The organism is Mucilaginibacter hurinus, assembly GCF_003324525.1.
GTDB lineage: Bacteria > Bacteroidota > Bacteroidia > Sphingobacteriales > Sphingobacteriaceae > Mucilaginibacter > Mucilaginibacter hurinus.
In genome coordinates this window covers 605,730-630,675 of record NZ_QGDC01000001.1, presented here as the reverse complement: position 1 = coordinate 630,675, position 24,946 = coordinate 605,730, and the positions used below count along the sequence as shown (strand labels likewise).

Annotated in this window: 23 protein-coding genes and 1 tRNA gene; 15 read left to right on the top strand and 9 right to left on the bottom strand. The window is 43.2% G+C overall.

The features are described from left to right. The first annotated feature begins 72 nt into the window (after window positions 1-72). Window positions 73-945, top strand: a complete 873-nt coding sequence (locus tag DJ568_RS02805) for an SDR family NAD(P)-dependent oxidoreductase (RefSeq protein WP_114003811.1) — start codon at window positions 73-75, stop codon at window positions 943-945. Window positions 946-978: 33 nt separating this feature from the next. Here the strand turns inward: DJ568_RS02805 and DJ568_RS02800 are convergent, their stop codons facing one another. Further along, entirely contained in the window at window positions 979-2,967 is a 1,989-nt protein-coding gene (locus tag DJ568_RS02800; RefSeq protein WP_114003699.1) for a DUF4365 domain-containing protein, read from the bottom strand. Between the two features lie 230 nt (window positions 2,968-3,197). On the opposite strand from DJ568_RS02800, the gene DJ568_RS02795 reads away from it, so the two are divergent. The 4 genes from DJ568_RS02795 to DJ568_RS02780 all read left to right on the top strand — a co-directional run bounded on the left by DJ568_RS02795 (window position 3,198) and on the right by DJ568_RS02780 (window position 5,576). Next, window positions 3,198-3,404: a hypothetical protein gene (locus DJ568_RS02795; RefSeq protein ID WP_114003698.1), complete on the top strand. Its 207-nt coding sequence runs from the start codon at window positions 3,198-3,200 to the stop codon at window positions 3,402-3,404. Between the two features lies 1 nt (window position 3,405). After that, on the top strand, window positions 3,406-3,600 hold the full coding sequence (locus tag DJ568_RS02790) for a hypothetical protein (RefSeq protein ID WP_114003697.1): 195 nt from the start codon (window positions 3,406-3,408) through the stop codon (window positions 3,598-3,600). Window positions 3,601-3,795: 195 nt separating this feature from the next. Beyond that, entirely contained in the window at window positions 3,796-4,737 is a 942-nt protein-coding gene (locus tag DJ568_RS02785) for a hypothetical protein (protein WP_114003696.1), read from the top strand. After that, window positions 4,734-5,576: a hypothetical protein gene (locus DJ568_RS02780; RefSeq protein ID WP_114003695.1), complete on the top strand. Its 843-nt coding sequence runs from the start codon at window positions 4,734-4,736 to the stop codon at window positions 5,574-5,576. Before DJ568_RS02785 ends, DJ568_RS02780 begins: the two co-directional genes overlap by 4 nt. A gap of 101 nt (window positions 5,577-5,677) precedes the next feature. Here the strand turns inward: DJ568_RS02780 and DJ568_RS02775 are convergent, their stop codons facing one another. The 3 genes from DJ568_RS02775 to DJ568_RS02765 all read right to left on the bottom strand — a co-directional run bounded on the left by DJ568_RS02775 (window position 5,678) and on the right by DJ568_RS02765 (window position 8,528). Next, window positions 5,678-6,697 (bottom strand): PDDEXK nuclease domain-containing protein, encoded by a 1,020-nt coding sequence (locus tag DJ568_RS02775; protein ID WP_114003694.1) that lies wholly within the window; start codon window positions 6,695-6,697, stop codon window positions 5,678-5,680. Then, window positions 6,694-7,956: a site-specific integrase gene (locus DJ568_RS02770; RefSeq protein ID WP_114003693.1), complete on the bottom strand. Its 1,263-nt coding sequence runs from the start codon at window positions 7,954-7,956 to the stop codon at window positions 6,694-6,696. Before DJ568_RS02770 ends, DJ568_RS02775 begins: the two co-directional genes overlap by 4 nt. Before the next feature lie 495 nt (window positions 7,957-8,451). Then, window positions 8,452-8,528, bottom strand: a tRNA-Asp gene (locus DJ568_RS02765). Between the two features lie 240 nt (window positions 8,529-8,768). Between DJ568_RS02765 and uxuA the strand changes: the two genes are divergently transcribed. The 6 genes from uxuA (at window position 8,769) to DJ568_RS02735 (ending at window position 15,062) form a co-directional block, all read left to right on the top strand. Further along, entirely contained in the window at window positions 8,769-9,983 is a 1,215-nt protein-coding gene (uxuA, locus tag DJ568_RS02760) for a mannonate dehydratase (RefSeq protein ID WP_114003692.1), read from the top strand. Between the two features lie 32 nt (window positions 9,984-10,015). Beyond that, a complete protein-coding gene (uxaC, locus tag DJ568_RS02755; RefSeq protein ID WP_114003691.1) occupies window positions 10,016-11,425 on the top strand; it encodes a glucuronate isomerase in 1,410 nt (469 codons plus the stop codon). Beyond that, window positions 11,422-12,435 (top strand): sugar kinase, encoded by a 1,014-nt coding sequence (locus DJ568_RS02750; protein ID WP_114003690.1) that lies wholly within the window; start codon window positions 11,422-11,424, stop codon window positions 12,433-12,435. The genes uxaC and DJ568_RS02750 overlap by 4 nt, the downstream gene beginning before the upstream one ends. Then, window positions 12,432-13,091, top strand: a complete 660-nt coding sequence (locus tag DJ568_RS02745) for a beta/alpha barrel domain-containing protein (RefSeq protein ID WP_233496610.1) — start codon at window positions 12,432-12,434, stop codon at window positions 13,089-13,091. Before DJ568_RS02750 ends, DJ568_RS02745 begins: the two co-directional genes overlap by 4 nt. 10 nt (window positions 13,092-13,101) lie before the next feature. Beyond that, entirely contained in the window at window positions 13,102-14,376 is a 1,275-nt protein-coding gene (locus DJ568_RS02740) for an MFS transporter (protein WP_114003688.1), read from the top strand. A 74-nt stretch (window positions 14,377-14,450) separates the two neighbouring features. Beyond that, window positions 14,451-15,062: a hypothetical protein gene (locus DJ568_RS02735; protein WP_114003687.1), complete on the top strand. Its 612-nt coding sequence runs from the start codon at window positions 14,451-14,453 to the stop codon at window positions 15,060-15,062. Between the two features lie 106 nt (window positions 15,063-15,168). Here the strand turns inward: DJ568_RS02735 and infB are convergent, their stop codons facing one another. The 4 genes from infB to DJ568_RS02715 form a co-directional block, all read right to left on the bottom strand. Further along, entirely contained in the window at window positions 15,169-18,021 is a 2,853-nt protein-coding gene (infB, locus tag DJ568_RS02730; RefSeq protein WP_114003686.1) for a translation initiation factor IF-2, read from the bottom strand. A gap of 65 nt (window positions 18,022-18,086) precedes the next feature. Beyond that, window positions 18,087-19,322: a transcription termination factor NusA gene (nusA, locus tag DJ568_RS02725; protein ID WP_114003685.1), complete on the bottom strand. Its 1,236-nt coding sequence runs from the start codon at window positions 19,320-19,322 to the stop codon at window positions 18,087-18,089. 4 nt (window positions 19,323-19,326) lie between these two features. Beyond that, a complete protein-coding gene (rimP, locus tag DJ568_RS02720) occupies window positions 19,327-19,791 on the bottom strand; it encodes a ribosome assembly cofactor RimP (protein ID WP_114003684.1) in 465 nt (154 codons plus the stop codon). Window positions 19,792-19,873: 82 nt separating this feature from the next. Continuing rightward, complete coding sequence (locus DJ568_RS02715; protein ID WP_147238699.1) at window positions 19,874-20,308, bottom strand: hypothetical protein; 435 nt, start codon at window positions 20,306-20,308, stop codon at window positions 19,874-19,876. Window positions 20,309-20,356: 48 nt separating this feature from the next. Here DJ568_RS02715 and DJ568_RS02710 point away from each other — a divergent pair, with 48 nt between their 5' ends. Both DJ568_RS02710 and DJ568_RS02705 read left to right on the top strand, forming a co-directional pair. Beyond that, on the top strand, window positions 20,357-20,869 hold the full coding sequence (locus DJ568_RS02710; protein WP_114003682.1) for a GNAT family N-acetyltransferase: 513 nt from the start codon (window positions 20,357-20,359) through the stop codon (window positions 20,867-20,869). A gap of 35 nt (window positions 20,870-20,904) precedes the next feature. Further along, entirely contained in the window at window positions 20,905-22,083 is a 1,179-nt protein-coding gene (locus tag DJ568_RS02705) for a DUF418 domain-containing protein (protein ID WP_114003681.1), read from the top strand. A 98-nt stretch (window positions 22,084-22,181) separates the two neighbouring features. Here the strand turns inward: DJ568_RS02705 and DJ568_RS02700 are convergent, their stop codons facing one another. After that, window positions 22,182-22,748: a porin family protein gene (locus DJ568_RS02700; protein WP_114003680.1), complete on the bottom strand. Its 567-nt coding sequence runs from the start codon at window positions 22,746-22,748 to the stop codon at window positions 22,182-22,184. A 126-nt stretch (window positions 22,749-22,874) separates the two neighbouring features. Here DJ568_RS02700 and DJ568_RS02695 point away from each other — a divergent pair, with 126 nt between their 5' ends. Next, window positions 22,875-23,090, top strand: a complete 216-nt coding sequence (locus DJ568_RS02695) for a hypothetical protein (RefSeq protein ID WP_114003679.1) — start codon at window positions 22,875-22,877, stop codon at window positions 23,088-23,090. Between the two features lie 73 nt (window positions 23,091-23,163). Beyond that, window positions 23,164-24,894 carry a S41 family peptidase gene (locus tag DJ568_RS02690; protein WP_114003678.1) on the top strand — a complete coding sequence of 577 codons (1,731 nt, stop codon included), beginning with the start codon at window positions 23,164-23,166 and terminating at the stop codon, window positions 24,892-24,894. Window positions 24,895-24,946 lie beyond the last annotated feature (52 nt).

Here is a 24,946-nt window from a genome sequence, read left to right as displayed (position 1 = left end):
AGTGCTTACCAGGAGGTTAGTACTTACCAGCGGTTAGCTAATATACGTAGGTTTGCGTCAAAAGAAAATTTCATGGATCATAAGAAGATAATTCTCATAACGGGCGCAACCGGGGGCATGGGTAAAGCTACAGCTATTGCACTGGCAAATATGGGCCATACCATTATTATTCACGGTAGGGATGATCTCAAAACAGAGGCTATTGTAAAAGAGATCCGGTCAGCTTCCGGGAATGATCATATCGATCACCTGACCGGCGATCTTTATTTGATGAGTGATGTCAAAAAGATAGCCGATGCATTCAAAGCAAAGTATGACCATCTGGATGTCCTGATCAACAATGCCGGGGGAGTGATGGATAAGGAGAGGTCACTCACGACAGAAGGTTTTGAAAAAACGATGGCCTTGAATGTATTAGCCCCTTTTCTGCTAACGAGGTTGTTGATCGACCATTTGAAAAAAAGTGACCACGGCAGGATAGTGAGTGTTTCGTCCGATGCGCATAGCCTGAGTGCCAAACCAGATCTGAACGATATTGAAATGAAGAAAAAGTATGATGCTATGACCGCTTACGGTAATGCTAAGCTTTATCTGATCTGGAACAGTGAGCTATTAGCTGCTGAATTGATTAAATGCCGGTCTAAAATAACGACGAACACATTACACCCGGGTGCTGTCGCTACGAGCTTCGCAAGTGGAAGCGATCTGGGATGGTTCTATAATTTTTTGGCTAAACTCGCAAGACCTTTTATGAAGACCGCAGAGCAAGGGGCTGCTACAGCGATATATTTGGCTTCATCGCCTATTGTCTCAGAACTTACCGGAATGTATTTCGTCAACAAGAAGATCGCTAAGCCTTCAACTAAATATTACACTGCGAACAATGCAAAGCACGTTTGGGAATATTGTTATGGGGCTACAAAAAATTGGGTGGACACTGAATAGGAACACGTTCTTTCAGCGACCGGTTGTTTAAGGTCAGTTATTTACTTCGGTCAGCCCCCACAGCTTTAGCTGAGCTTCAACATCCTGAATAGGAAAAGTGAAAATTCCTGTAGCTAAATTTCTGATGATGAATTTTACCGGTTGTTGATATTCCCTTTCATAAAAGGGGATTAAAGGCGCTCTTTTAATTTCATAACCGTCAGTGTTATAACGGTAGAAAGTTCGATAGCCTTTAAGTTCGTCCATAACGAACCGAAGGGATTGATGCGGCAGATCTATTGCCTGACAGAATGTTTTGGCCATATTAAGTAGCTGTTCATCGTCGAGATCCCTGGTAACGATCATCGGTTTTTTCTCCTGCAGTTCATTTTCCGCGACCTGCTTTTCTATGAAACCCGGGACCACAAAATCATAGGCGCGCAGATCCCATTTTTGTTCCATATCTTTTTTGAGCTTGTATAAAAGATCAAGATCAAAATAATCCGTATAGCGGTGAACTTGACGGGAAACGGTCAGGAGTTCTATCCCATAATATAAACAACGGTAGGCCGGTTCTAAAAAATTGAGATCGCGAAACAGATCAACGGCTTGTAAACTAAGCGTGATCGTGTTAAGGAACATTTGCTCGGTGTGGAACTTAATGTCGTCCAAAACGGGCATTTGAGAAATTACATCAATTTCCTGCGCCAGCACATAACTGGCTCTTACCATGATCACATAAGCCTGTAATAGCTTATCATCAGATCCCTGTCCGACTTTGAAAAGGCGCTCTAATTCACTGTGTAGTTCTTTTTGCAGGTCTGCCAACATGTTGGATTCTTTAACCAGTTCAGCAGTACGATTTTTAAACCCCATCGACCTTTGGATAGCCAGTTGGTTAAGTTGTTTCAGGCGGTAAAAAGCAATCAAGGATGCCAGGTTCTCTGTGTGCCAGACCTCTAACTGTTGTTTACTTTGCTGGTCAATTTCAAGTGTTTTAATGCGTTCATTGGCAAGCCTGATCCTTTCATAAATGCCGGATGGTAAGGGGTGATAGAACTTCGGCATGAGTAACTCATGCAAAATGATGGTCATGTCCAGTGCCAGCTGATTTTGAGGTGAGCTGACGAATTGTCGCTGGATCTTTAACTCATCAATGAACTCTTTGATATCCATCTCTCCCAGTCCGAATCTGTTTTTTAGCTCCGTTAGCCTGATGAGATGAAGATGTTCGTCAGTAATAAGTGACCTTCGCTTTAATTTCTGAATAATATGTTGTGAATCATAACGTGCGCCAATCTCTCCGAAAACGATCGCCGCCATGATCAACAGTTCAGGATGCTGATCCAAGGTAGAAGTTGGGATGGCTTTGATCATATCATACAGCAAGGCAAGATCATGGGCACGCATCAGTGTAAATCCATATCTCAATAAGAGATCTTTGATCTTTTCCGGATTATTAATGTCAAATTCCTCATCCTGGCTTGGTATGACCGGATAGTTATACCTGGGCCCTTGCGATCTCAAAATAAAAGAAGCCTTTGAAAAATTTTGCGCAAACCACTGATGAATTTCTTTTACGCTTTCAGCATTAAGCAGATTAACTACAGGGATGTGAATATTGACCGTTTCGTTTTCATGCCAAAGTTCAGAACCTCGCTCAGTATTTAACCGTTTGTAAATTGCCTGAGCATAATCAAAGTAGGCTGAACCTGACTCATCGTCGAAAATGACGATCAAGCCGTCACCTACCGGACGGTTGAGCAGGTAGTTCAATCTGGAGGTTTTAAATGCATAGGAGATCAGAGTCCTATTACCGGTCAGCCTTAGTTTTTCGATACTTTTAAGCTGAATGCCGAATCTCCAATTATAAGCATTGGTATCGTCGATGATCAGTTCGGCATCGTAATCGCAGCCTTTGTCAGGTGATTCTTTCCGGCTTATAAAACCATTGGCCTGGCTGAAAAAACTTTCCAACGCATTTTCAGCGCGCGCGCTGTTAACGGAAGCCTGGTCGATCTGCGGAAATTGTTTAAAAGACATCTTAAAGCGAATTTAATGAAAAGAAGCATTGATCTGACAAGGCCATCGCTGAAATTGGCGGTCAGTTTTTGAGGCTAATTGTGAACGCAGTGGGTTCACAATTCTTTTAACGCTGTCAAGGTCTTTATCGCTTCGACAGCGGATCGGGGCCGATAGAAATTTAAACACTTATATTTAATCATGAAAATGACGCGAAGTATTATTAATTTTATTATTTCACAGGAGATATCATGAATAACCTAAAAAACCCTATCCTTAACTTCCGGAGAGCGTCGGACACTATTATTGACCAGGAGCCTTTAAGTTATGATATGATACAAGGGGAGCATATCGCGATGCCTAATGATCCCGGGACCAAGTTCAATTTCTATAATACCCGAACCTTGGTAACGCTGACAAGGGAAGCTACTGACTCAACAGAAAGTTCAGGACAATAAAATGAAAAGTACAGATCCAATATTAATATTCAGGGCCAGGGCCCTTGAATGTGGCCAAGAGACTAATATAACTTATGATCTTTTTACGGGCCTGCATGATCAAGGTGTTAATGGAAATTTAAGTTCTGAATTTACCAATTCCATGCAAACAAAAACCCGCGAGGCGATCGATACCGTTGAAAACAGTGAGCTCTAAAAATATTTCAAGCCATCCGATACTGCATTTTAGAAATGAGGATATGTCTGAACCACCGGAAATTCCAGAAGGTAATTATTCCATTCTTTCTGGGACGCATGAAATCGGGCATCGTGATGGCTTCGCCTACAACTATTCAACCATGATGACACGTTCCCGGGAGGCTGTGGACGCATCAGAATATTCCCAATCTTAATGGTAAAACCCCGGACCTTATTTTTAACCAACCGCGATGATATCAGCGTCGAATACCTGATAGAAAGATACAGGCAGCACCATTTGAACTACCTGCGGATCAACTCGGAGGATATCGGTCTGATAGAGTTTGAAGTTGACCCGGCCGGAATAACCCGCTGCATCATAGAAAATACGGTCTTTGATCTCTCGCAGGTTACTTCGGTCCTGTTTAAACGGGTGCCATCGAAATTTAATACGCCGGTAACCGATGAGGATCGGCCCTATCTTAATAATGAGCGAAAACATTTTTTTGAAGGTCTTTACCTGACGTTCTCTGACGCGAAATGGATAAATCCGATGTTCGCCACTCATGTCGCTGAACGTAAACTGTATCAGCTGCATACCGCGTCACGTATGGGGCTAAAAATACCAAGGTCACTTATAACGAACAGCCGCCAGAAAGCGCTTGGATTTCTAAACGGGAACCGGTCCTCGATCATCAAACCGGTATCAAACGGTTTGCAGGTGTTAACTGATATCACCTATTCAATTTACACCACATCGATCAGTCCGGCTGAATTCGGTGATCTTGATCTGGCAGAAACTTTTGATACCCCGGTATTTCTTCAAAACAAGATCTCCAACAGTGCCGACATTCGGGTAACGACCGTTAGCCAGCATGTCTTCGCAGTAAAAATCACCAAAGAAGGGAACGATGTGGATTGGCGGAAGCCAGACATTAAAAAGCATTACGAAATAACTCAATTGCCGCCAAGTCTGGAGAATAAGTTACTGGAATTAAATGCCTTTTTTGGAATGGTTTATTCTGCGATCGATCTTATCCTTACGCCTGACGGCGAATATATATTTCTGGAGATCAACCCTGTCGGGGAGTGGGTATGGCTTGAAAATGAATTAGGTATGGATATATCCGGCAAACTATTAGCAGAATTACTATGAGCAGGCAAAGTGAATATCAATCACCGCTGGTCGATCCGGAAAAAAAGATGTTCAGAGCCATCTGGAAAGAGTTTTGCGGCAATCTTGAAATATTAAAGCATGCCTTAGTTCCACATCAACATGCCAAACTGCCACCAAAAAAGTTTGAAGCATCCCATTTTCAGGATGATCAAAGTTATACCTATGAGGTCGCGATGGAGATGTACAGAGAATCGACGAAACGCATCGACGCGCTGGAGGAGAAAGGATTTAAATTGCTGACCTATATATCAGCTGTTTCAGCCATTCTGATCTACTTTTTAAGCACCGAGATAGCTGGTTGGTTTAAGCTTTTTGTGATCCTTTCCCTGTTTTGTCTGACGCTTGCGATCATCATATCCCTTCGCTGCATCAGCATTAAACATCAGAAGGTATTGTTTATTGACGCTATGTTCAATTTTGAGGCAGATACCGAGCCCGTACCGAAAAGCAGGAACACGGTAACAGCTGAGATCCTGACTTGCACAGTTTATAACCAAACTGTTGCTGATAACACAGCCGATATCTTAAAAGGTGCGAGGGTCATGCTTGGCTATGGCATATTCTTTACCATTATTTCCTGTGTATTCTTCTTAGCGGTCCCAGTAATTAAGAAAGAAGAAAATAAAGTTCAGCAAATGCATGTGACCATGGGTGATAGTAGCCTTCGCGATAAGATCTTGTCATCATCTGCACGAAAGGATACGCAATTAGTGAAGATGAGAACAGAACTTGATAGATTGAATCGTAAGTTAGATTCCATCGTAAGAGCCGGAAAGGTTCCGCTCCCACGGAAGCCAGATAGCGTTTTTAAGAAGTAGTTTCACCGCTATTATTCTTTGCCTAACGCTATTATTCAGATCAGACATTATTATGCTACTCAATTGTGTCCACACTGCGGACACAATTGAGTAGAACGGTATTATTGGCTTTTACTTTCTATATCTTCTCGGGGTTGCCGTTTGCCGATCTCCTTATTCATTTCTGTCGCTAACTGGTTTTCAGTTGGAAGATACAATTGGTATTTTGAAGCAAAAACATTGCTTTTTTCAGGTAAGGTAAATTTAACGACGGTATCATTTTTTTCGAGACATAACAATATGCCGACAGTCGGTGTTTCATGGGCCAGTTTTTCAATGCGGTCATAATAATTAACATACATCTGTAGTTGACCAATGTCCTGATGGGTGATCTTGTGGGTTTTTAGCTCTATGATCACAAAGCATTGCAAGAGCCTGTTATAAAACACCAGATCAACAAAAAAATCATCGCCATCCAGATGGATACGCTTTTGACGGGCGACAAAAGAAAATCCATTACCTAACTCCAGCATGAACTCTTGCAGATGGGTGATCAGTGCATTTTCGAGATCCTTTTCATAATAAGCGGCGTCTGGTTTAAGTCCCAAAAATTCAAGTATCATTGGGTCTTTAATAATGTCCTGTGGCTTATCAGGCTGCTTTTCGTTACGTGCAACAGTTAATACTTTTTCTTTATCTGTGCTTAATAGAAGTCTTTCATAAAGTTGGCTTCCTATTTGACGATCCATCTGTCTCGCGGTCCAATTATTCTTTGCTGTTTCTTGAATATAAAACTCTCTCTTTTCAGTTTCTTCCACACTTAGCAATGACCGATAATGCGTCCATGTCAATTGTGTACGCAGTGCGTACACAATTGGGAATGTTCTATAAAATTGTCTAAAGTGATTTAAATTCCTTGCAGAAAATGCGTTCCCAAATTGAGGCATTAGTTCATCTGCCAAATATGGTATTAAACGCTCACCATAAACCGCGCGATCCTTGCCATGTTGTTCCTCTTCAAAAATCCTTTTACCTATATGCCAGAACATAACTACTCTTTCATGATCAATTGCTCGGGCTGCTGAGATTCTGGCACCTTCAATTAGACCTTTGATCTCATTTATTAAAATGATCTCGCTCATACCAATTCCTCCTCTAATTTTTCATCAACTATTTCAGCATTAACTTGCAAGCGCACCTTCAATGCCTGCATATCGCGGTTGACCTTTTTATCTTTCATTTTAGCATAGATCTGGGTAGTTGTCAATTTGGTATGGCCAAGCATCCTGCTGACCGTTTCCAATGGTACATCATTTTCAAGGGTTACGGTTGTAGCGAAAGTGTGCCTGGCGATGTGCGTGGTCAGCACTTTTTCAATACCGGCAAGGTCACCTATCTCTTTTAAATAAGCATTCATTTTCTGATTGCTTTTTACAGGAAGCAGCTTGTTTTCAATTATCCGGGTATCATGTTCTGAATACCGTTCGATAATTGCTATGGCCTGCGGTATTAAAGGGACATTGGCTTCTATCGCAGTTTTTGTGCGCGTAGTTTTGATCCAGGTTACACCATCGGCACCGGAAACAACGTGCTGTGGTGTAAGCTTATCTACATCGACAAAAGCATAACCCGTGTAGCAGCAAAACAAAAAGGTATCGCGTACTTCGGCCAGGCGTTTAACTTTAAAATTATAGTCGGCCAACTGGTTGAGCTCCTCCCATTCCAATTCTACACGGTTCACTTTATTATAAGTGCACTTGAACAGATTAAATGGATTGTGACTCATCCATTGATTATTGACAGCGAGGTTAATGATCTTTTTCAAGTTCTTTATATACCTCATGGCTGTATTATGCTCGATCTTATCCTCCGTTTTAAGGTACATTTCAAGCCCTGTGACAAATGAATAATCAATAGACTCCAGATAGACGTCCGGTTTATTGTAGCGCCATTGGATGTACTCTGCAGTCTTCTTTCGTACCGTTTTATATTTGGTTAGCGTTGCCCTGACGAAATCCTTTTCCAATAGCTTTTCCAAATTACTATTGTGTTCATCGAAAACCTCCAGCAACATGCGGTGAATAGTGCCTTCACCGGTATATTTTTGCTTGATCTTCTCTGCCGTAATGAAGTCTTCTGTCCTTTTAAGATCGTCGAAGGCCCTTCTTATCTCATTGGTCGCCTCCATGATCTGGGTGTTGACATCCCTAACTTCTGAACCGTTACCTTTTAGGTAACCGGTTTCTGAATCCCATTTTTTTGGATCGACCTTTCTGCCGAGTGAAACTTCGCAGCGTTTGCTTAAATAGGTAATGCGGGCATAAAGCGGTACCATACCCTGTGAATCTGTTTTTCTTCTATCAGCCCAGATCAGGACTGAAAATTTCTGTGCATTTTTCATTTTAATGAATTTTAAAACCTGATAAATGATCTGGTCACGAAAACTCGCTTTTCATGACTCTTTTAAACTTATTCAAGTGCTTTAAAATCAATTCATTAACTACCTGTTCGGTGACCTATTTTGAAATGCTAAAATAGGTCACCGAGTTAGTCACCAAAACCAGTTTTTTGACCAATTTCGGCGGGTCCCGAACCCTCGGACCAAACGGGACTGAGGCCATTAAAACGCATCCGATCTTAGTCCTGATCTATTGCCTTTTTTAAACCAAAAATTTGATATAAAATGAGGTCTTTTGAGGCCAAATTTTATGATTTCAAATAATTGATATACAGACAGTTAATCATTGATTTGGTGACTAAATTAGGTGTTCTGAACCAGTCACCGGATAGGTCCCTGGATGAGTCATAAATGCTGAGGTGATATGCAGAATTTTGGGTATAAAAAAAGCGCTTAGACCAGTAATCTAAGCGCTTTTGATGTGCCTTGCGGCTCTTTTGGCGGAATGGACGGGACTCGAACCCGCGACCCCATGCGTGACAGGCATGTATTCTAACCAGCTGAACTACCACTCCGTTTTTGGGTTGGCAAATATACTCAGGTTTTTGTATTACACAAGCACTTTTTTATAAAAAACTTTAGTTTTTTATAGCTGCAGCCTTGTTTCGGGGTATAACTCATTATTAATGTTTGGATTACCTGTTACGTAAAAAAGTTGAGGCTTTTGCAACATCAATTATAATTTACATTATTTTCGTCGCCATAGCCATACCTCATACATTATTGTCCAGTAAATAGCCTAATTTCATTATAAGATGATCGATAATTTATTGCAAACTTTCCGCTGGTTCGGGCCGTCAGACCCTGTTACCCTGCAAGCCATTTTGCAAACCGGCGCTACCGGTATTGTTACCTCGTTGTACCACATTCCCAGCGGCGATGTGTGGAGCATCGACGAGATACAGCAGCGGAAGCAGATGATTGAAGACGCCGGGCTTACCTGGGATGTTGTAGAAAGCGTGAATATCCACGAGGATATTAAAACTGCCGGTCCGGGACGCGACCGGTATATTGAGAATTACGTGGCTACGCTAAAAAACCTATCCGCAGCAGGAATAAAAATAGTATGCTACAATTTTATGCCCGTGCTCGACTGGACCCGCACTGATCTTGATTACCGCCTGGCCAACAACGCTTCGGCGTTAAGGTTTGATGTGGCCGCCGTAGCAGCTTTTGACTTGTATATTCTGGGCCGGGACGGTGCCGAAAAAGATTTCACGCCTGCGCAGCAGCAGGCCGCTAAAGCATACCTGGATAAGCTGGACGAAAAGCAGGTACATGATTTGACAAATAATATTTTGGCAGGTTTACCAGGCACCAATAAGGTGTACACTATACCCGAATTTAAGGCGCACTTACAACGCTACACCGCTACTACTGATGCCGCGGCGCTAAAAGATAACCTGGCCTATTTTTTAAAGGGTATTATTCCTGGAGCTGAAGAAGCCGGGATAAAAATGTGTATTCACCCGGATGATCCGCCGTTTCCCATACTGGGTTTGCCGCGTGTGGTATCCACAGAAAAAGACCTGGAGTTTCTGGTCAATGCATATCCTTCGCCAAGCAATGGCATTACGTTTTGCACCGGTTCATTAGGTGCGCGTGGCGATAACGACCTGCCCGGCATTGTAAGCCGGCTGGGACAGCATATACACTTTTTACACCTGCGTAACGTGCGCCGCGAAGCCGACGGCAGCTTTTACGAGGATGACCACCTTGCCGGCAGCACCGATATGTATGCTGTAATGAAAAATATTATACTGGAACAACAAAAAAGGAAGATAGCAGGCCGGGATGACATAGCCATACCTATGCGGCCGGATCATGGCCACAAACTGCTTGACGATTTTAATTACAATACCTACCCAGGCTACTCAATTATAGGCCGGTTAAAAGGTCTCGCAGAATTGCGGGGGTTAGAAATTGGCATAAAATCGACGTTATTTGATAATATATCCAATTTAAATTAGCTTAATATTGCTGCGGATATCGCTATTCAGCCATGAAGAATTTCCTTGACGATGATTTTTTACTGAAAACGAAAACTGCGCGGGTACTATACCACGAGTACGCCGCGGGTATGCCCATTATTGATTATCACTCGCACCTTCCGCCAGATCAAATAGCCGGCGACATCAACTTCAGGAATCTAACGCATATATGGCTTTACGACGACCATTACAAGTGGCGTGCCATGCGGGCGAACGGTGTAAATGAAGCCTACATAACGGGGGATAAGAGTGATCAGGAGAAATTTGTAAAATGGGCTGAAACTATACCCTATACATTACGCAATCCGCTATACCATTGGACACATCTCGAGCTGCAGCGGTACTTTAACGTTCAGCAACTTTTATCGCCTGCAACGGCCGATCCTATTTATGATGAATGCTCAGCTAAATTGCTAACGCCGGAATACAGCGTGCGCAGCCTTATTAAAAAGAGTAACGTAGAGGTGATATGTACCACCGATGACCCTTTAGATAGCCTGGAGTATCATCAGCAAATAAAAAATAGCGGTGCGGCGGTGATGGTATTACCCACCTTCAGGCCGGATAATGCTATGAACGCAGATAGTTTGCAGGGATTAAACGCGTATATCAGCAGGCTGGAAGTGTTAACTAATATATCAGCGGATAGCTATGATAACTATCTGGAAGCCCTGAAACTTCGCCACAACTACTTTGCGGCTAACGGCTGTAAGATAGCCGACCACGGGCTTGAAAATATCTATGCCGAAGACTTTACGCGGGAAGAGATAAGCGTGATCTACAAAAAGATACGCAGTAACAGTGCGCTTACACAGGTAGAGGTGTTAAAGTTTAAATCGGCGTTATTGTACGAGTTTGCTTTATGGAACCATGAGAAGGGATGGGTGCAGCAATACCATTTAGGCGGCCTTCGAAATAACAATACCCGGGCATTAACAAACCTTGGGCCTAATACCGGCTGGGATTCTATCGGTGATTTTTCGCAGGGAAAAAGCTTATCGAAGTTCCTGGATAAGCTGGATACTGATAACAGGCTGGCCAAAACAATACTTTATAATCTTAACCCGGCCGATAACGAGCTTTTTGCTGCCATGACCGGAAATTTTAATGACGGATCAGTTGCCGGCAAGGTACAGTTTGGCTCGGCCTGGTGGTTTTTAGATCAGAAGGACGGCATGACCAGGCAACTTAATGCCCTCTCTAATATCGGTTTAATAAGCCGCATGGTAGGCATGCTTACCGATTCGCGCAGCTTCTTATCGTTTCCGAGGCATGAGTATTTCCGCAGGATCGTATGTAACCTTTTTGGTAATGATATTGAAAACGGCGAACTGCCTGGTGATATACCCTGGACCGGCAAGATCATACAGGATATATGTTATTATAACGCAAAAAATTATTTTCAGTTTAATGCGGTATGACAGGTAAGGTACTATCATTTGGCGAGCTGCTTCTTCGGATAACACCCGATGCTGATGGCGAATGGCTAAGCACTAACACACTGCCTTTTTACATCGGCGGCGCGGAACTTAATGTGGCTACTGCGCTGGCCTTGTGGGGCTTGCCATCTCAATATTTTACGGCGTTGCCGGATAACGATATGTCGGCGCAACTGGTTAGTCATCTTAACAAAAAAAGCATAGACACCGCGCAGATACATTATCACGGCAGCAGGGTAGGGCTTTACTTTTTAACCAAAGGAAAAGACCTGAAGAACGATGCGCTGATTTACGACCGCGCACATTCTGCCTTCGCGGGTTTACAGCCGGGCATGGTAGACTGGGATGAAGTTCTGGAGGGTGTGAGCTGGTTTCATTTCAGCGCCATATCGCCTGCGGTGAGCCAGGGCGCCGCTGATGTTTGTTTAGAAGTTTTAAAAGCGGCCTCGGGAAAAGGAATAACGATATCTGTTGACCTGAACTACCGTGCCAGGCTGTGGCAATACGGCAAAACGCCACAGGAGGTGATGCCACAGCTGTTGCCGTATTGCGATGTGGTAATGGGCAACGTTTGGGCTGCCGAAACCATGCTCGGTATCGCCGTAGAGCCTGGCATTCACGAAAGCGGGCAAAAAAGCATCTACCTGAAGGAAGCCTTAATTACTTCTGAAAAGCTTATGGCGCAATACCCTAAATGCAAAACGGTAGCCAACACCTTCAGGTTTGATGCCAAAGAGGATATAACTTACTATACCGCGTTGTATACAGGCGGTAAGTTCTACAGTTCGCAGGAGTACAACGCCACCCGGATAGTAGATAAAGTAGGCAGCGGTGATTGCTTTATGGCGGGCCTTATATATGGGTTTTACAATGAATGGGCGCCTGCCGAAGTGCTTGAGTTTGCCACGGCGGCTGCATTCCAAAAACTATTTATAGCCAGCGATGCCACCAACCAGACTGTGGACGACATAAAGAAAGGGATAAGATCATGACGAAAAAGGAAGCCGTTTTAGATAAGATAATAGCCCAGGGCTCATTGCCCTTGTTTTATTATGATGACGCCGGGGTAAGCCTGCAGGTGATGCGAACATTGTATAAAGCCGGCATACGGGTATTTGAATATACTAACCGCGGTGAACAGGCGCTGAATAATTTTATAGCCATGAAAAAGTTACAGCAGGCGGAAATGCCCGACCTGTATCTGGGCATAGGCACTGTAAAAACAACCGGCGAGGCCGAAACATTTCTTAGCGCCGGTGCTGATTTCGTGGTAGCGCCGGTAATGAACCCCGCGGTAGGTGAGATAGTCCACCGGCATGGTTTATTGTGGATACCGGGCTGCATGACTACCACCGAGATATTTAACGCGCAGGAAAATGGTGCCGCGCTGATCAAGATATTCCCTGCAGGCATACTGGGGTCTAAGTATATCAGCGGCATAAGGGATATATTCCCCGGGCAGCTATTTATCCCGACAGGTGGGGTAAACCTGAATGCAGAAAGTATAAATGAGTGGTTCAGGGCCGGGGTATGTGCGGTAGGCCTCGGCAGTAACTTTGTAACCAGCGAAATACTAAATAACCAATTGTACAATCAATTACATAATGAAACCTTACGCGTTAGTGAAATAATACAAACTTGTAAATAAACCTTTATTCATGTCACAACAAAAAACCGGCAACTACAGATGGGTAGTAGTTGCGCTGCTATTTTTTGCCACCACTATAAATTACCTCGACCGGCAGGTGCTCAGCTATCTTAAGCCAACGCTAGAAAAAGAGTTCGGCTGGGATGACGTTACCTACGGTTACATTAATATGGTTTTTATTTTATGTTATGCGTTCGGCTTATTATTGTCCGGCCGCCTTATTGATAAGATAGGAACTAAGCTCGGTTACATTATATCTATTACGGTTTGGAGTATTGCCGCCATGCTGCATGCGCTGGCAAAAGGTTCGGCAGGTTTTATGTGGTTCAGAGGTCTGCTTGGCCTGGGCGAATCGGGTAACTTTCCGGCAGCTATCCGCAGTATAGCTGAGTGGTTCCCTAAAAAGGAGCGTGCTTTGGCAACCGGTGTAATGAATTCGGGCACCAACATCGGTGCGGTGGCTGCACCAATAGTTATTCCGTTATTGCTCGGTTTATACGGTTGGCAGTCGGCCTTTATAGTAACAGGAGCCATAGGCTTTATATGGCTGATATTTTGGGTAATATTTTATGAGGTGCCAACCAAAAAGAAGAATATTGATCCTGCTGAACTGGCATTGATACATGAAGATACTGTTGCCGAAACCCTAACAGATACCAGGATAAGCTGGGGCCAGTTGTTTAGGTACAAACAAACCTGGGCATTTTTTATCGGCAAATTTCTTACTGATCCAATCTGGTATTTCTTTTTAACGTGGTTGCCCGATTACTTTAACAAAGCGTTTCAACTCGATCTTAAAAAGCCAACGCTGCCGCTTATAATTATTTATACCGCTACAACAATTGGCAGTATTGGCGGCGGGTACATTTCGTCATACCTTATAAAAAAAGGCTGGACGCCTGTCCGCGCGCGTAAAACTTCTATGCTGGTGTTTGCATTGTGTGTTGTGCCTATAGTATCGGCCCGCTATGCTACAGATATATGGCAGGCTGTAGCGCTTATTAGTTTGGCCGCTGCCGCACACCAGGCCTGGAGTGCCAACCTGTATACCGCCGTATCTGATAATTTCCCTAAAACTTCAGTTAGCTCGGTAATAGGGATAGGTGGCATGGCCGGATCATTAAGCGGGGCTGCCTTCCCGGTTATAGTAGGGTACGTGCTGGTGCAGTATACTGATGCCAACAAACATATTGGCTATAACCTGATATTCCTGTTTTGCGGGATGGCCTATCTGCTGGCATGGATAATTAATCATTTCCTGATGCGTAACGCCAAAGCTGTATAAGCATGTAGGCATAGTGCCAGATTAATGACTTAAACAGTTTTTAATGTTAACTGTTTAATCATAAAAATAAACGTATGGCAATTGCAAAAGCACATATACCTGAGCAGGTTGAAGGTGAGCAAAATGATGTGGAGTATTATGTTGACTTCCCATCGCAGGGAGAGGCGCACAAATTGTTTATGCTGGCCAAGAGCCGTATAAAAGACATAGGAAACTGGGGAGCGCTCACAGGCCCGGCATCATCAAATTTTGCTATAACAGATACAGCAGGCAATCCGGCCTTCAAAACAGCCGAGAAAGGGGATATATTATATATTGATATGCCCGGCCCGGGTTCGATAGCAGGAAGTGGTGTCGATTGGGTCCGCATAGAGGCAATGGAAGAATTTGAGGACGCTTTGGGCGAGTCCGAATATATTGTGCTTACGGTAAGGCCTATAGCCAACCCTAAAAAAACCGACGCTTTAACGGCGCACTTCTTCAGCCACAAATCAACTAATACGTTTATTGTTGAACGTACCGGTAACCGCGTAGTCGCGTCAGTACATGGGCGTAATGAAATGCCTAATACAGATGGCAATCTTATAGATAAAGCGCGGAACATTATTGTGGGCCTGGCAGGCAGGCATGGGCTGTCAGGACCGCACTGGCAGATTTTTGTCGAGAATTTGTTAAAAGCAGAGTGATGATATTAAGCGATTGCCTGTATTAACCATACTATTATCTACGGGATATAACATAATAAAAAAGGCCTACCTTTTGGTAAGCCTTTTTTATTATGTACCAGAGATATTACAGTTTACGTTTTATCTCTACGTTTTCGTAAGCTTCAACTATGTCGCCTACCTCAATATTATTAAAATTCTGGATATTTAAACCGCACTCGTAACCGGTGGCCACTTCTTTAACATCATCTTTAAAGCGTTTAAGTGATGCCAGTTCGCCGGTATAAATTACCACGCCCTCGCGTACAATGCGTATTTTGCTGTTACGGTTTATTTTACCATCTAGCACCATACAACCGGCAATAGTGCCCACCTTGCTGATTTTGAAGGTTTCGCGTATCTCAACGTTAGCTACAATTTTCTCTTCAAAGGTTGGCGCAAGCATGCCTTCCATTGCGGCCTTTATCTCGTTTATCGCATCGTAAATGATAGAGTATAGCCTGATGTCTATTTGCTCGGCCTCTGCCAGTTTACGTGCACCACCAGACGGGCGTACCTGGAAACCTATAATAATAGCGTCAGATGCAGAAGCCAGCAATACGTCTGATTCTGATATCTGCCCTACACCTTTTGATATGATATTAACCTGTATCTGCTCGGTAGACAGTTTCAGCAACGAATCTGATAACGCCTCGATAGAGCCGTCCACATCACCTTTAACAATAATGTTAAGTTCTTTGAAGTTACCCACTGCCAAGCGGCGGCCAATTTCATCAAGCGTGATATGTTTCTGCGTGCGTAAGCCTTGTTCGCGCTGCAACTGAAGGCGTTTGTTGGCAATTTCACGAGCTTCAACTTCACTCTCAAGGGAGTTAAATTTATCACCCGCTGTTGGTGCGCCCTGCATACCAAGTACCTGCACCGGTGTTGAAGGGCCTGCCGACTCAACACGTTGTCCGCGTTCGTTGGTTAATGCTTTCACACGGCCGCTGTAACAACCTGCCAGTATCGGATCGCCTACACGAAGGGTTCCGGCCTGTACCAATATAGTGGTTACGATACCACGTCCTTTATCCAGGGCAGATTCTATAACTGTACCTACTGCACGTTTTTTAGGATTAGCTTTCAATTCAAGCAATTCTGCCTCAAGCAGTACTTTCTCCAAAAGCAGTTCAATGTTCAATCCTGTTTTAGCTGATATTTCCTGGGTTTGGTATTTACCGCCCCATTCTTCTACCAAAATATTCATAGCTGACAGCTGTTCGCGTACCTTATCGGCATTAGCGCCCGGCCTGTCTATCTTATTAAATGCAAAAATAATAGGCGCGCCTGCAGCCTGTGCGTGGTTTATAGCCTCGCGGGTTTGCGGCATCACGCTGTCATCAGCAGCAATTACTATAATTACTATATCCGTTACCTGGGCACCCCTGGCACGCATGGCGGTAAATGCCTCGTGGCCCGGTGTATCCAGGAAAGTAATTTTTCCTTTATTGTCAGGCAGTGTCACTTCATATGCGCCAATGTGCTGGGTTATACCCCCGGCTTCGCCGCCTATTACATTGGTTTTACGTATAAAGTCAAGCAATGATGTTTTACCGTGGTCAACGTGGCCCATTATGGTTACAATTGGCGCCCGCGGTATCAGGTCAGCCGGATTATCCTCTTCTTCAAGGTTGGCTTCTTCGTCCTGTGGTTTAACAAACTCTACCTGGTATCCAAATTCCTCGGCCACAATGCTCAGCGTTTCCGCGTCAAGCCTTTGGTTAATAGATACAAACATACCCAGGCTCATACAAGTTGAGATGATTTGCGTAACGGGTACGTCCATCATTGATGCCAGTTCATTAGCCGTTACAAACTCGGTAACTTTAAGCACCTTTGACTGTAACTCCTGCTCCATTGCCAACTCTTCGGCACTGGCGGCAACGTCGTCACGTTTTTGGCGGCGGAACTTGGCACGCTGTGCAAACTTGCCTGATTTACCTGCGCCGCTTAAGCGTGCAAGTGTTGCCTTAATCTGGTCTTGTATATCTTTTTCTGAAGGCTCTTCTTTCGGGGTTCCGGGGGCAACATTACGATTTCCCCTAAAGTCCGGACGTCCGCCCGGCGCGTTACGGTTTCCTCTGAAGTCGCCGCGGTTGCCACCTTGTTGCGGGCCTGCGCCCGGTGTTCCGGGTTGCTGGCCGCCTTGCTGCGGATTAGGTCCGCCTTCTTTGCGTTTTCTTTTACGTTTATGATCGGCACCACCCGTATTTGATGATGATGCTATTGGGTTACGTTTTGGCTCATTAACCGGCAGGTTTATTTTCCCTATGATATTAGGGCCGGTTAAGCGCTCGGCTTTTGCCCTGATTACTGACGACTCATCGTTTGCCTCCTCTGCCGGTTCTGGTGGTGCAGGGGCAGGTGCCTCTGTTTTAACAGGTTCAGGCTTAGCTTCGGCAACCGGCTCAGCAGGTTTTTCAGGTGCCTCTGTTTTAACAGGTTCGGGCTTGGGCTCGGGTTTTGGCGGAGCAGGTTTTTCTGCTTCCGGCTGTGGTTTCCCGCTCAGGTTATTTAAATCTATTTTACCAACAACCTTTACACCCGGTAAATTATCACTACGCTCGTCGGTTTTTGCGGGCGCAGGTTCAGCAGGTTTTGGCTTTTCTGCCTGAGGAGCAAAAGTGCCTGCATTTTTAATAAGTATCTCTTCGTTCTCAAAATCTCTTGAACGCCTGCTTTCCACAGGTTTTTCGGTAGCCGGGACGGTTTCTTCCTTCCTGATTTTACCGATACTTATTTGCTTGGCTTCCTCTTTAATAATTTTATCAACGGCATATTCTTTCAAAAGCGCCTCATACATATCAGCATCAAGCTTAGCGGCAGGGTTTTTTTCAATTTTAAAACCTTTCGACGCCAGGAAATCCACGATAGTGCCTGTACCGATATTCAGCTCTTTTGCTGCCTTAAATAATTTTATTGATTTGTCTTCTGACATTTATTACTCTTTCTCTGCTTTATAATACTATCCAAAAATACGATTTTAATTCCGGTTAATTGATTTTATTCAAATTCGGCCTGTAAAACCGCCAATACTTCTTTTATCGTTTCTTCCTCAAGATCGGTACGTTTAACCAGTTCATCAACGCTTAACGCCAGGATTGATTTTGCGGTATCTAAACCAATTCGTTTAAACTCATCAATAATCCAGCTTTCAATCTCATCTGAAAATTCTTCAATATCCACATCCTCATCAAGTTCGTCCGCCTCACGATAAACATCTATTTCATAACCTGTTAACTTGCCTGCAAGCTTAATGTTGTGACCGCCACGGCCAATAGCCAATGATACCTGGTCGGGCTTTAAATAAACCGCCGCGGTTTTCTTTTCATCATCTAATTTGATAGACATGATTTTGGCAGGTGACAAAGCACGTTGAATGTATAATTGAATATTGTTAGTATAGTTGATAACATCTATATTTTCGTTTTTCAACTCACGAACGATGCCATGTATACGCGAACCTTTCATGCCCACGCAAGCACCAACCGGGTCAATACGGTCATCATATGATTCAACAGCAACTTTAGCCCGCTCACCCGGCTCACGCACGATCTTTTTAATAGTGATCAATCCGTCAAATATCTCCGGTACTTCCTGTTCAAATAAACGCTGTAAAAACTCCGGCGCTGTACGTGAAATAATAATTTTTGGATTGCTGTTCAGCATATCTACTTTTGATACAACTGCTTTAACACTGTCGCCCTTTTTAAAGTAGTCGGCAGGTATCTGTTCAGTTTTAGGTAACAAAAGTTCGTTGCCTTCATCGTCAAGCACCAGGGTTTCTTTTTTCCATACCTGGTAAACTTCACCGGTAACAATCTCACCAACGCGATCTTTGTATTTTTTAAATATCTCGTCTTTTTCCAGTTCTAATATTTTTGATACCAGTGTTTGGCGCGCTGCTAAAATGGCACGGCGGCCAAAGCTCTCTAATGTTATCAACTCTATATGCTCGTCGCCAACTTCCAGGTCTGGGTCAATAGCCTTAGCTTCGGTTAACTCAATCTCCAGGTCATCATCTTCACTAAATCCATCCTCCATTACGGTACGCGTGCGCCATATTTCTAAGTCACCATTGTCAGTGTTCACAATTACGTCACAATTCTCGTCAGTACCGTATTTTTTCCTGATCATGCTCCTGAAAACATCTTCCAGTACGCTCATCATCGTGGGACGGTCAATATTCTTGAAATCTTTAAATTCCTGAAAAGAATCAATTAAATTCAGATTGCTCATTTCCTTACTTGAATGATATTAAAACTTTTGTTTCTGTTATTTGCTCAACAGGGATAACGCTTTCAATAACTTCAGCCTTTTTCCCTTTTTCTTTTATTTTCTCTTCTATTGTGATGGCATTTTCATCCGCAGCCAGCAATTTACCTTCTCTTTTTGTACCGGCAGCGGTTTTTAAAGCCAATTGCCGTCCTATGTTTTTTTGATACTGCCTTAATAAGGTTAAGGGTGTATCCAGACCTGGAGATGAAACTTCTAAATTATACGCCGTATCAATCACATTTTCCTCTTCCAGGTGAAAACCCACATGGCGGCTTATTTTAACGCATTCGTCAATGCCTATCCCGTTATCACCGTCAACCAGTATCACCAGTTTGCCGTTGCTGTGAAATTTTACTTCTACCAAAAACAGGTCGGGCTTATCTGCAATTTTTTCCTCAACCAGTTCGGTAACCCTTTTCTCAATATTCATTTAACCGTTTTCCGTTTTGATTGGTAAAATAAAAGAGGGGGCTACCGCCCCCTCTCCGTTATTAATGCAAATATAAACATATTTATTTGTTTTTCAAGTACTGCGGCTCAAAAAGTATATCGTTATACCTATATTGCCCAAGCTTGTTTTTTTTGCTGATTATGTCCCACATGCTGGTGCCTTCCTCATATAAATAAAGTCGTATGTAATAGGAGTTACCTTTAACAAATGGCGTATCCGGCGCAAATAGAATTGCATCTCCCGCCACAGTGTAATTGCCCGGTTGCGGAGGTTGATAATCTTCGGAGTCCAACCTTTTCGGAATTTTATATACCGGGAAAAGGTTTTGCCATTTATCCGCCATGGTGTCGCGTACTATTGCTTGAATAATAGCGGGGTCCAGGCCAATTATTTTAAGGCTGCCATCAACTTTGGGTTCAACTTTAACATGTTGTTTAGCAACATCAGTAGTGCAACTGCAAATTATAAACAGAAAAAGCAGCCGGTATTTGCTCATAATTTTATTAAACACTTAAAGTTATACTTAAAACTACAATATTAGCAAATGGTACTTAACGGAAACGGTTTTACACTGCGTACATGGAAAATAACAGATGCCGAAACTTTGCAAAAGAATGGGAATGACACCGATGTGTCTGACTTCCTGCTTGACAGGTTCCCATCGCCTTATACCCTAGAAAAAGCAGTGGCATTTATTAATAGTAAAATAAACGAAGCCCCTGCCATTAATTTCCCTATAATTATTGATGAGGAAGTTGCTGGGGTAATAGGTTTAGAGATGCGCGTTGATGTGTACCGCAAAACGTCCTTGCTGGGTTATTGGTTGAGCGGCAGGTATAGAGGGCGCGGCATAATGCCCGAGGCGGTTAAGCTGATAACGGGTTATGCGTTTGATAAGCTTGACATTATATGTATACAAGCTTGTGTATTAAGTAAAAATTCCCCATCAATGCGGGTATTGGAAAAAGCCGGCTATGAAAAACAAGGTGTTTTAAAGCAATCGGTTATCAAAAATAACCAGGTTTGGGATGAGCATATCTACGCTATTTATAAATAAACCGATATATTTAGCCACTGATTTAACCTGACTATATGGCAACGGTAACTGCCTACCCTAAAATCCATAAAACTACCGATAGAATAGATGTGATTGACGTGTTACGCGGCTTTGCATTACTGGGTATTATAATAGTACACTGTACATTTTCATACGGCGCTATGCAACTGCCGTTGCATAGCCGGTTTGATAACATATTGCTGCAATTGGTTAACTATTTGATTGAGGGTAAATTTTACGCGATTTTCTCGTTTATTTTTGGCTTAAGCTTTGCCATTCAGTTACAAAGTGCCGAGGCGAAAAAGCGAAGATTTACCGGGTACTTTATTTGGCGATCATTAATCCTCTTTGTGATAGGTTGTTTGCATCTGCAGTTTTATACCGGCGATGTGCTTTATAAATACGCATTGCTGGGTTTATTGCTGTTGCCTGCTAACAAATTAAATAATGCCGCTTTGATAGGCTTAGGGGTAATGATGATATTTTTTATGCCTTATCTGCGCAAGTTACCTGATACCATTTATCCTAAACAAACCACTGCTGCCGATATGCAGGCAAGGAAAGAATATAATGCTTCAAAGGCTGAGTTGGCCATCAATTCCTATAACGCTAAAACTGCAGGCAGTCTTAACGGGGTATTAAAAACCAATCGTACGCTTATAGCGATGTTTTGGCGGGATATACAGGATATTTACTTTTTAATATTGGGTTTGTTTTTACTGGGTTTGGCAGCGGGCCGCAAAAAGCTTTTTATATGCACGGAGCCGCATCGCCGGTTTTTTACCTGGACAATGATTATTGGCTTGACAGCCGCGGCAGTGTTGTTTTTTTTAAGGAAGCCGCCTGCGGCTTGGGCCTCGTTAATTACGACACTTAACCAGATAGCACTTGCAGGCGTTTATGTTTCAGCCGTAACATTGCTCTATTGGTCGGCACGAGTATCAGCTTTACTAAACATTTTTAGCCCTGTGGGCAAAATGGGCTTAACCACTTACCTGCTTCAGTCGGCCTTTGGGTTGATCTTCTTTTTTCATTTTGGATTTGGTATGGTAAACAGGCTGGGAGTAGGGCAGGCTATTGGCGTTGGTATATCCTTTTATATAATCCAGGTTTTGTTTGCCCGGTGGTGGATGTCCAGGTTTCGTTTTGGGCCGGTTGAGTGGTTGTGGCGGTCATTAACATATTTAAAAATTCAGCCGCTAAGGCGGTACTAAAGCATGGCATGGTTAATTCATGCAACATTACCTGCGCTTTTGACCGTGCGCAAAAAAAGCGGGCGATGGCCCGCTTATCATATCCTGCCTCAATTTCCCTATAAAAATCTAAAACCAACGCTAAGCGACCAAAGATTTTGTTTCTGATCAAAACTGTCGCTTATTTTGGTAAGGCCGCCTTCATAGCGTAGCCCTACGGTTATTTTTCCTACGTCAACACCCGCGCCTACCTGGTAACCGAGCGCGCTGCTTTTGTAATTATCAAATCCCGATTCCAGATTACCGCCAAAGCTTTTACTGTCATCCAGTATAAAACTGTAAATAGGGCCCCCCACTACATGCACGTTAAAATCTTCGTTGCCAAAGCTTTTACCCAATAATAAAGGCACGTTAAGCGTAGTAAATTTAACTTTACCGTTAAAAGTGTTATTATCCGCTTCTATTTTACCGCCGCTGCTGCCCAAATATAATTCCGGTTGTACAAACCAGTTGCTGCCCACACGCGCAAACGCACCTACCTGGTACCCGGTAACTGATGATGAGCTAACATCGTCGGCATTGATTTTTGAGAATGCCAATCCGGCTTTAGCGCCAACAGTAAATTGTGCTTTAGCGCTAAATACACCTGCAGTAAGCAGGGCCACACATAAGAGTAATTTTTTCATTGTGTTTTAATTTAGTTTAACATAGGTTTAGATTGCACTATATAACAATAGTTTAATGTGTTTGTGTTGATTTAACATTCGGCGGCAATTTGTATTTTTTATATTTTTGCCGCAAAGCAACACACTATGGCAGAGATAAGCATAAGCAGTAAGGATTGGGAACGCGTAAAAATTAAACTGCAGCGTAAATATAACCGGCTTACCGATGCACAGCTGCAATACACCGAAGGCCAGGAAGAGGAACTGATACAGCGTGTAATGCAACTGGTTAACCGCGATCGCGAGTATGTGGTATTCACCCTTAAAAAGGCGTTGGTGAATATTGACAACAACCGACTGTAAGCTTACAAGCCCTTAATAAAATTGAAGGGCTTTTTTGTATATTTATATTTTATTACGGGAGGAATTAGGACCAGTGAACAGAAAATATAAAGTACAGCTGATTTGTACCGGGCTGGTAGCCATAGCCCTAACCACATGGGGCTTTAAAGATGATCTTTTTCAGATATCAAAAAACCTGGATGTATTTGCATCACTGTATAAGGAAGTTAACATTAACTATGTTGACGACATAAACTCGGCCAAAATGATAAAAACGGGGGTAGACGCCATGCTCGACGGCCTTGACCCTTACACCGAATTTGTTCCTGAATCTGAAATAGAAGATTATAAACTTCATTATATAAGCACCCAGTACGGTGGCATTGGCGCAAGCATATTCTCACGCGAGAATAAGGTATTTGTCTCTGACGTTTTTGAAGGGTTTCCGGCCCAAAAAAATGATATCCGTGCCGGCGACCAGATTGTAAAGATTAACGACATTGATTTAACCGCCAAAAACAGTGACGAGGTAAGCCAGTTGCTAAAAGGGCCCAAAGGCGGGGCTATAAAATTACTTATTAAACGCGGCAGTGCGCAGCCTGTTGAAAAAAGCCTTGTACGCGAGGAAATAAAGCAGCCCAACGTATCATATTACGGTATGGTTGACGGCAATATGGGCTACATTAAACTCGATAAGTTTTTGGAGCGCTCGGCCGAAGAAGTTACCAATGCACTCGTAGCGGTAAAAAAAAGCAACCCCAGCGGCATTATTCTGGATCTCCGCTCAAATGGCGGCGGCATTTTACAGGAAGCTGTTAAAATAGTTAACCTGTTTGTGCCTAAAGACATCAAAGTGGTATCTCAGGTAGGGAAAATAAAGGAAAAAAATTTTATATATAACACCACCAGTGCGCCAATGGAGCCGGCGCTACCGCTTGTGGTGTTGGTAAACAGCCGCTCAGCCTCGGCTTCAGAAATTGTGGCCGGTTCGTTACAGGACCTTGACCGGGCTGTTGTTATAGGCCAGCGAAGCTTTGGCAAAGGGTTGGTACAACAATCATTTAACTTGCCATATAATAGCCTGGTAAAGGTTACTGTGGCAAAATACTACACAGCGTCAGGCCGTTGCGTACAGGAGCTTGATTACGCGCACCGTAAAAAGGATGGCAGCGTAGTTAAAGTTGCAGATTCGCTAATTCACGAGTATAAAACAAAAAACGGTCGCTCGGTTTATGATGGCAGTGGTGTTTATCCTGATGTGCTGGTTAACCGTGATAAGTTTGCCAATATAACCCGTGCGCTGATAAGTAAACTATTGATTTTTGACTATGCTACCCGCTATAAAGAAACACATGCAAAAATTGCCGACGCGCGTAGTTTTAGCTTAACGGATGCTGAATATGAAGATTTTGTTAGATACCTGGCAGATAAAGATTACAACTATACTACGGCATCAGAGAAGCTTTTAAACAACCTGAAGGCCGAAGCTACGAAGGATAAGCTGTTTACCGAGGTGCAGGCTGAATATGATATTTTACGGGCTAAACTGCTGAATAGCAAAAAAAATGATCTGCGCCAGCACAAACAGGAAATAAAGCAGCTGCTCGAAAACGAAATTGTTGCAAGATATTATCATCAAAAGGGTCGCTATGAAACCCATTTTAAATATGATAAGGAGATTGCCCAGGCCGTAAAAACCATGCAGGATAAAGCGCTTGTAGCAAGTATCCTCAATGGCGAAGGTAGCTATAAAGTGATAGGAAAGCCCCAGCCCGCCCAATTAGCGAAGAAGCCAGCTGATGATGAAGAAGAAGATGTTGAATAGTATCAATAGGCAGTTTAACAGGCTTAATACTAAACAGGAGTTGTAATCACAA

Bases quoted from the DNA above. Each gene is read 5' to 3' on its own strand.
- DJ568_RS02795 (WP_114003698.1), top strand. From the start codon at position 3,198: ATGAATAACCTAAAAAACCCTATCCTTAACTTCCGGAGAGCGTCGGAC.
- DJ568_RS02715 (WP_147238699.1), bottom strand. From the start codon at position 20,308: ATGAGCAAATACCGGCTGCTTTTTCTGTTTATAATTTGCAGTTGCACT.
- DJ568_RS02745 (WP_233496610.1), top strand. From the start codon at position 12,432: ATGACGAAAAAGGAAGCCGTTTTAGATAAGATAATAGCCCAGGGCTCA.
- DJ568_RS02780 (WP_114003695.1), top strand. From the start codon at position 4,734: ATGAGCAGGCAAAGTGAATATCAATCACCGCTGGTCGATCCGGAAAAA.
- infB (WP_114003686.1), bottom strand. From the start codon at position 18,021: ATGTCAGAAGACAAATCAATAAAATTATTTAAGGCAGCAAAAGAGCTG.
- DJ568_RS02695 (WP_114003679.1), top strand. From the start codon at position 22,875: ATGGCAGAGATAAGCATAAGCAGTAAGGATTGGGAACGCGTAAAAATT.
- DJ568_RS02800 (WP_114003699.1), bottom strand. From the start codon at position 2,967: ATGTCTTTTAAACAATTTCCGCAGATCGACCAGGCTTCCGTTAACAGC.
- DJ568_RS02710 (WP_114003682.1), top strand. From the start codon at position 20,357: ATGGTACTTAACGGAAACGGTTTTACACTGCGTACATGGAAAATAACA.
- DJ568_RS02740 (WP_114003688.1), top strand. From the start codon at position 13,102: ATGTCACAACAAAAAACCGGCAACTACAGATGGGTAGTAGTTGCGCTG.
- uxaC (WP_114003691.1), top strand. From the start codon at position 10,016: ATGAAGAATTTCCTTGACGATGATTTTTTACTGAAAACGAAAACTGCG.
- DJ568_RS02790 (WP_114003697.1), top strand. From the start codon at position 3,406: ATGAAAAGTACAGATCCAATATTAATATTCAGGGCCAGGGCCCTTGAA.
- DJ568_RS02700 (WP_114003680.1), bottom strand. From the start codon at position 22,748: ATGAAAAAATTACTCTTATGTGTGGCCCTGCTTACTGCAGGTGTATTT.
- DJ568_RS02775 (WP_114003694.1), bottom strand. From the start codon at position 6,697: ATGAGCGAGATCATTTTAATAAATGAGATCAAAGGTCTAATTGAAGGT.
- DJ568_RS02770 (WP_114003693.1), bottom strand. From the start codon at position 7,956: ATGAAAAATGCACAGAAATTTTCAGTCCTGATCTGGGCTGATAGAAGA.
- DJ568_RS02750 (WP_114003690.1), top strand. From the start codon at position 11,422: ATGACAGGTAAGGTACTATCATTTGGCGAGCTGCTTCTTCGGATAACA.
- nusA (WP_114003685.1), bottom strand. From the start codon at position 19,322: ATGAGCAATCTGAATTTAATTGATTCTTTTCAGGAATTTAAAGATTTC.
- rimP (WP_114003684.1), bottom strand. From the start codon at position 19,791: ATGAATATTGAGAAAAGGGTTACCGAACTGGTTGAGGAAAAAATTGCA.
- uxuA (WP_114003692.1), top strand. From the start codon at position 8,769: ATGATCGATAATTTATTGCAAACTTTCCGCTGGTTCGGGCCGTCAGAC.
- DJ568_RS02705 (WP_114003681.1), top strand. From the start codon at position 20,905: ATGGCAACGGTAACTGCCTACCCTAAAATCCATAAAACTACCGATAGA.
- DJ568_RS02785 (WP_114003696.1), top strand. From the start codon at position 3,796: ATGGTAAAACCCCGGACCTTATTTTTAACCAACCGCGATGATATCAGC.
- DJ568_RS02735 (WP_114003687.1), top strand. From the start codon at position 14,451: ATGGCAATTGCAAAAGCACATATACCTGAGCAGGTTGAAGGTGAGCAA.
- DJ568_RS02805 (WP_114003811.1), top strand. From the start codon at position 73: ATGGATCATAAGAAGATAATTCTCATAACGGGCGCAACCGGGGGCATG.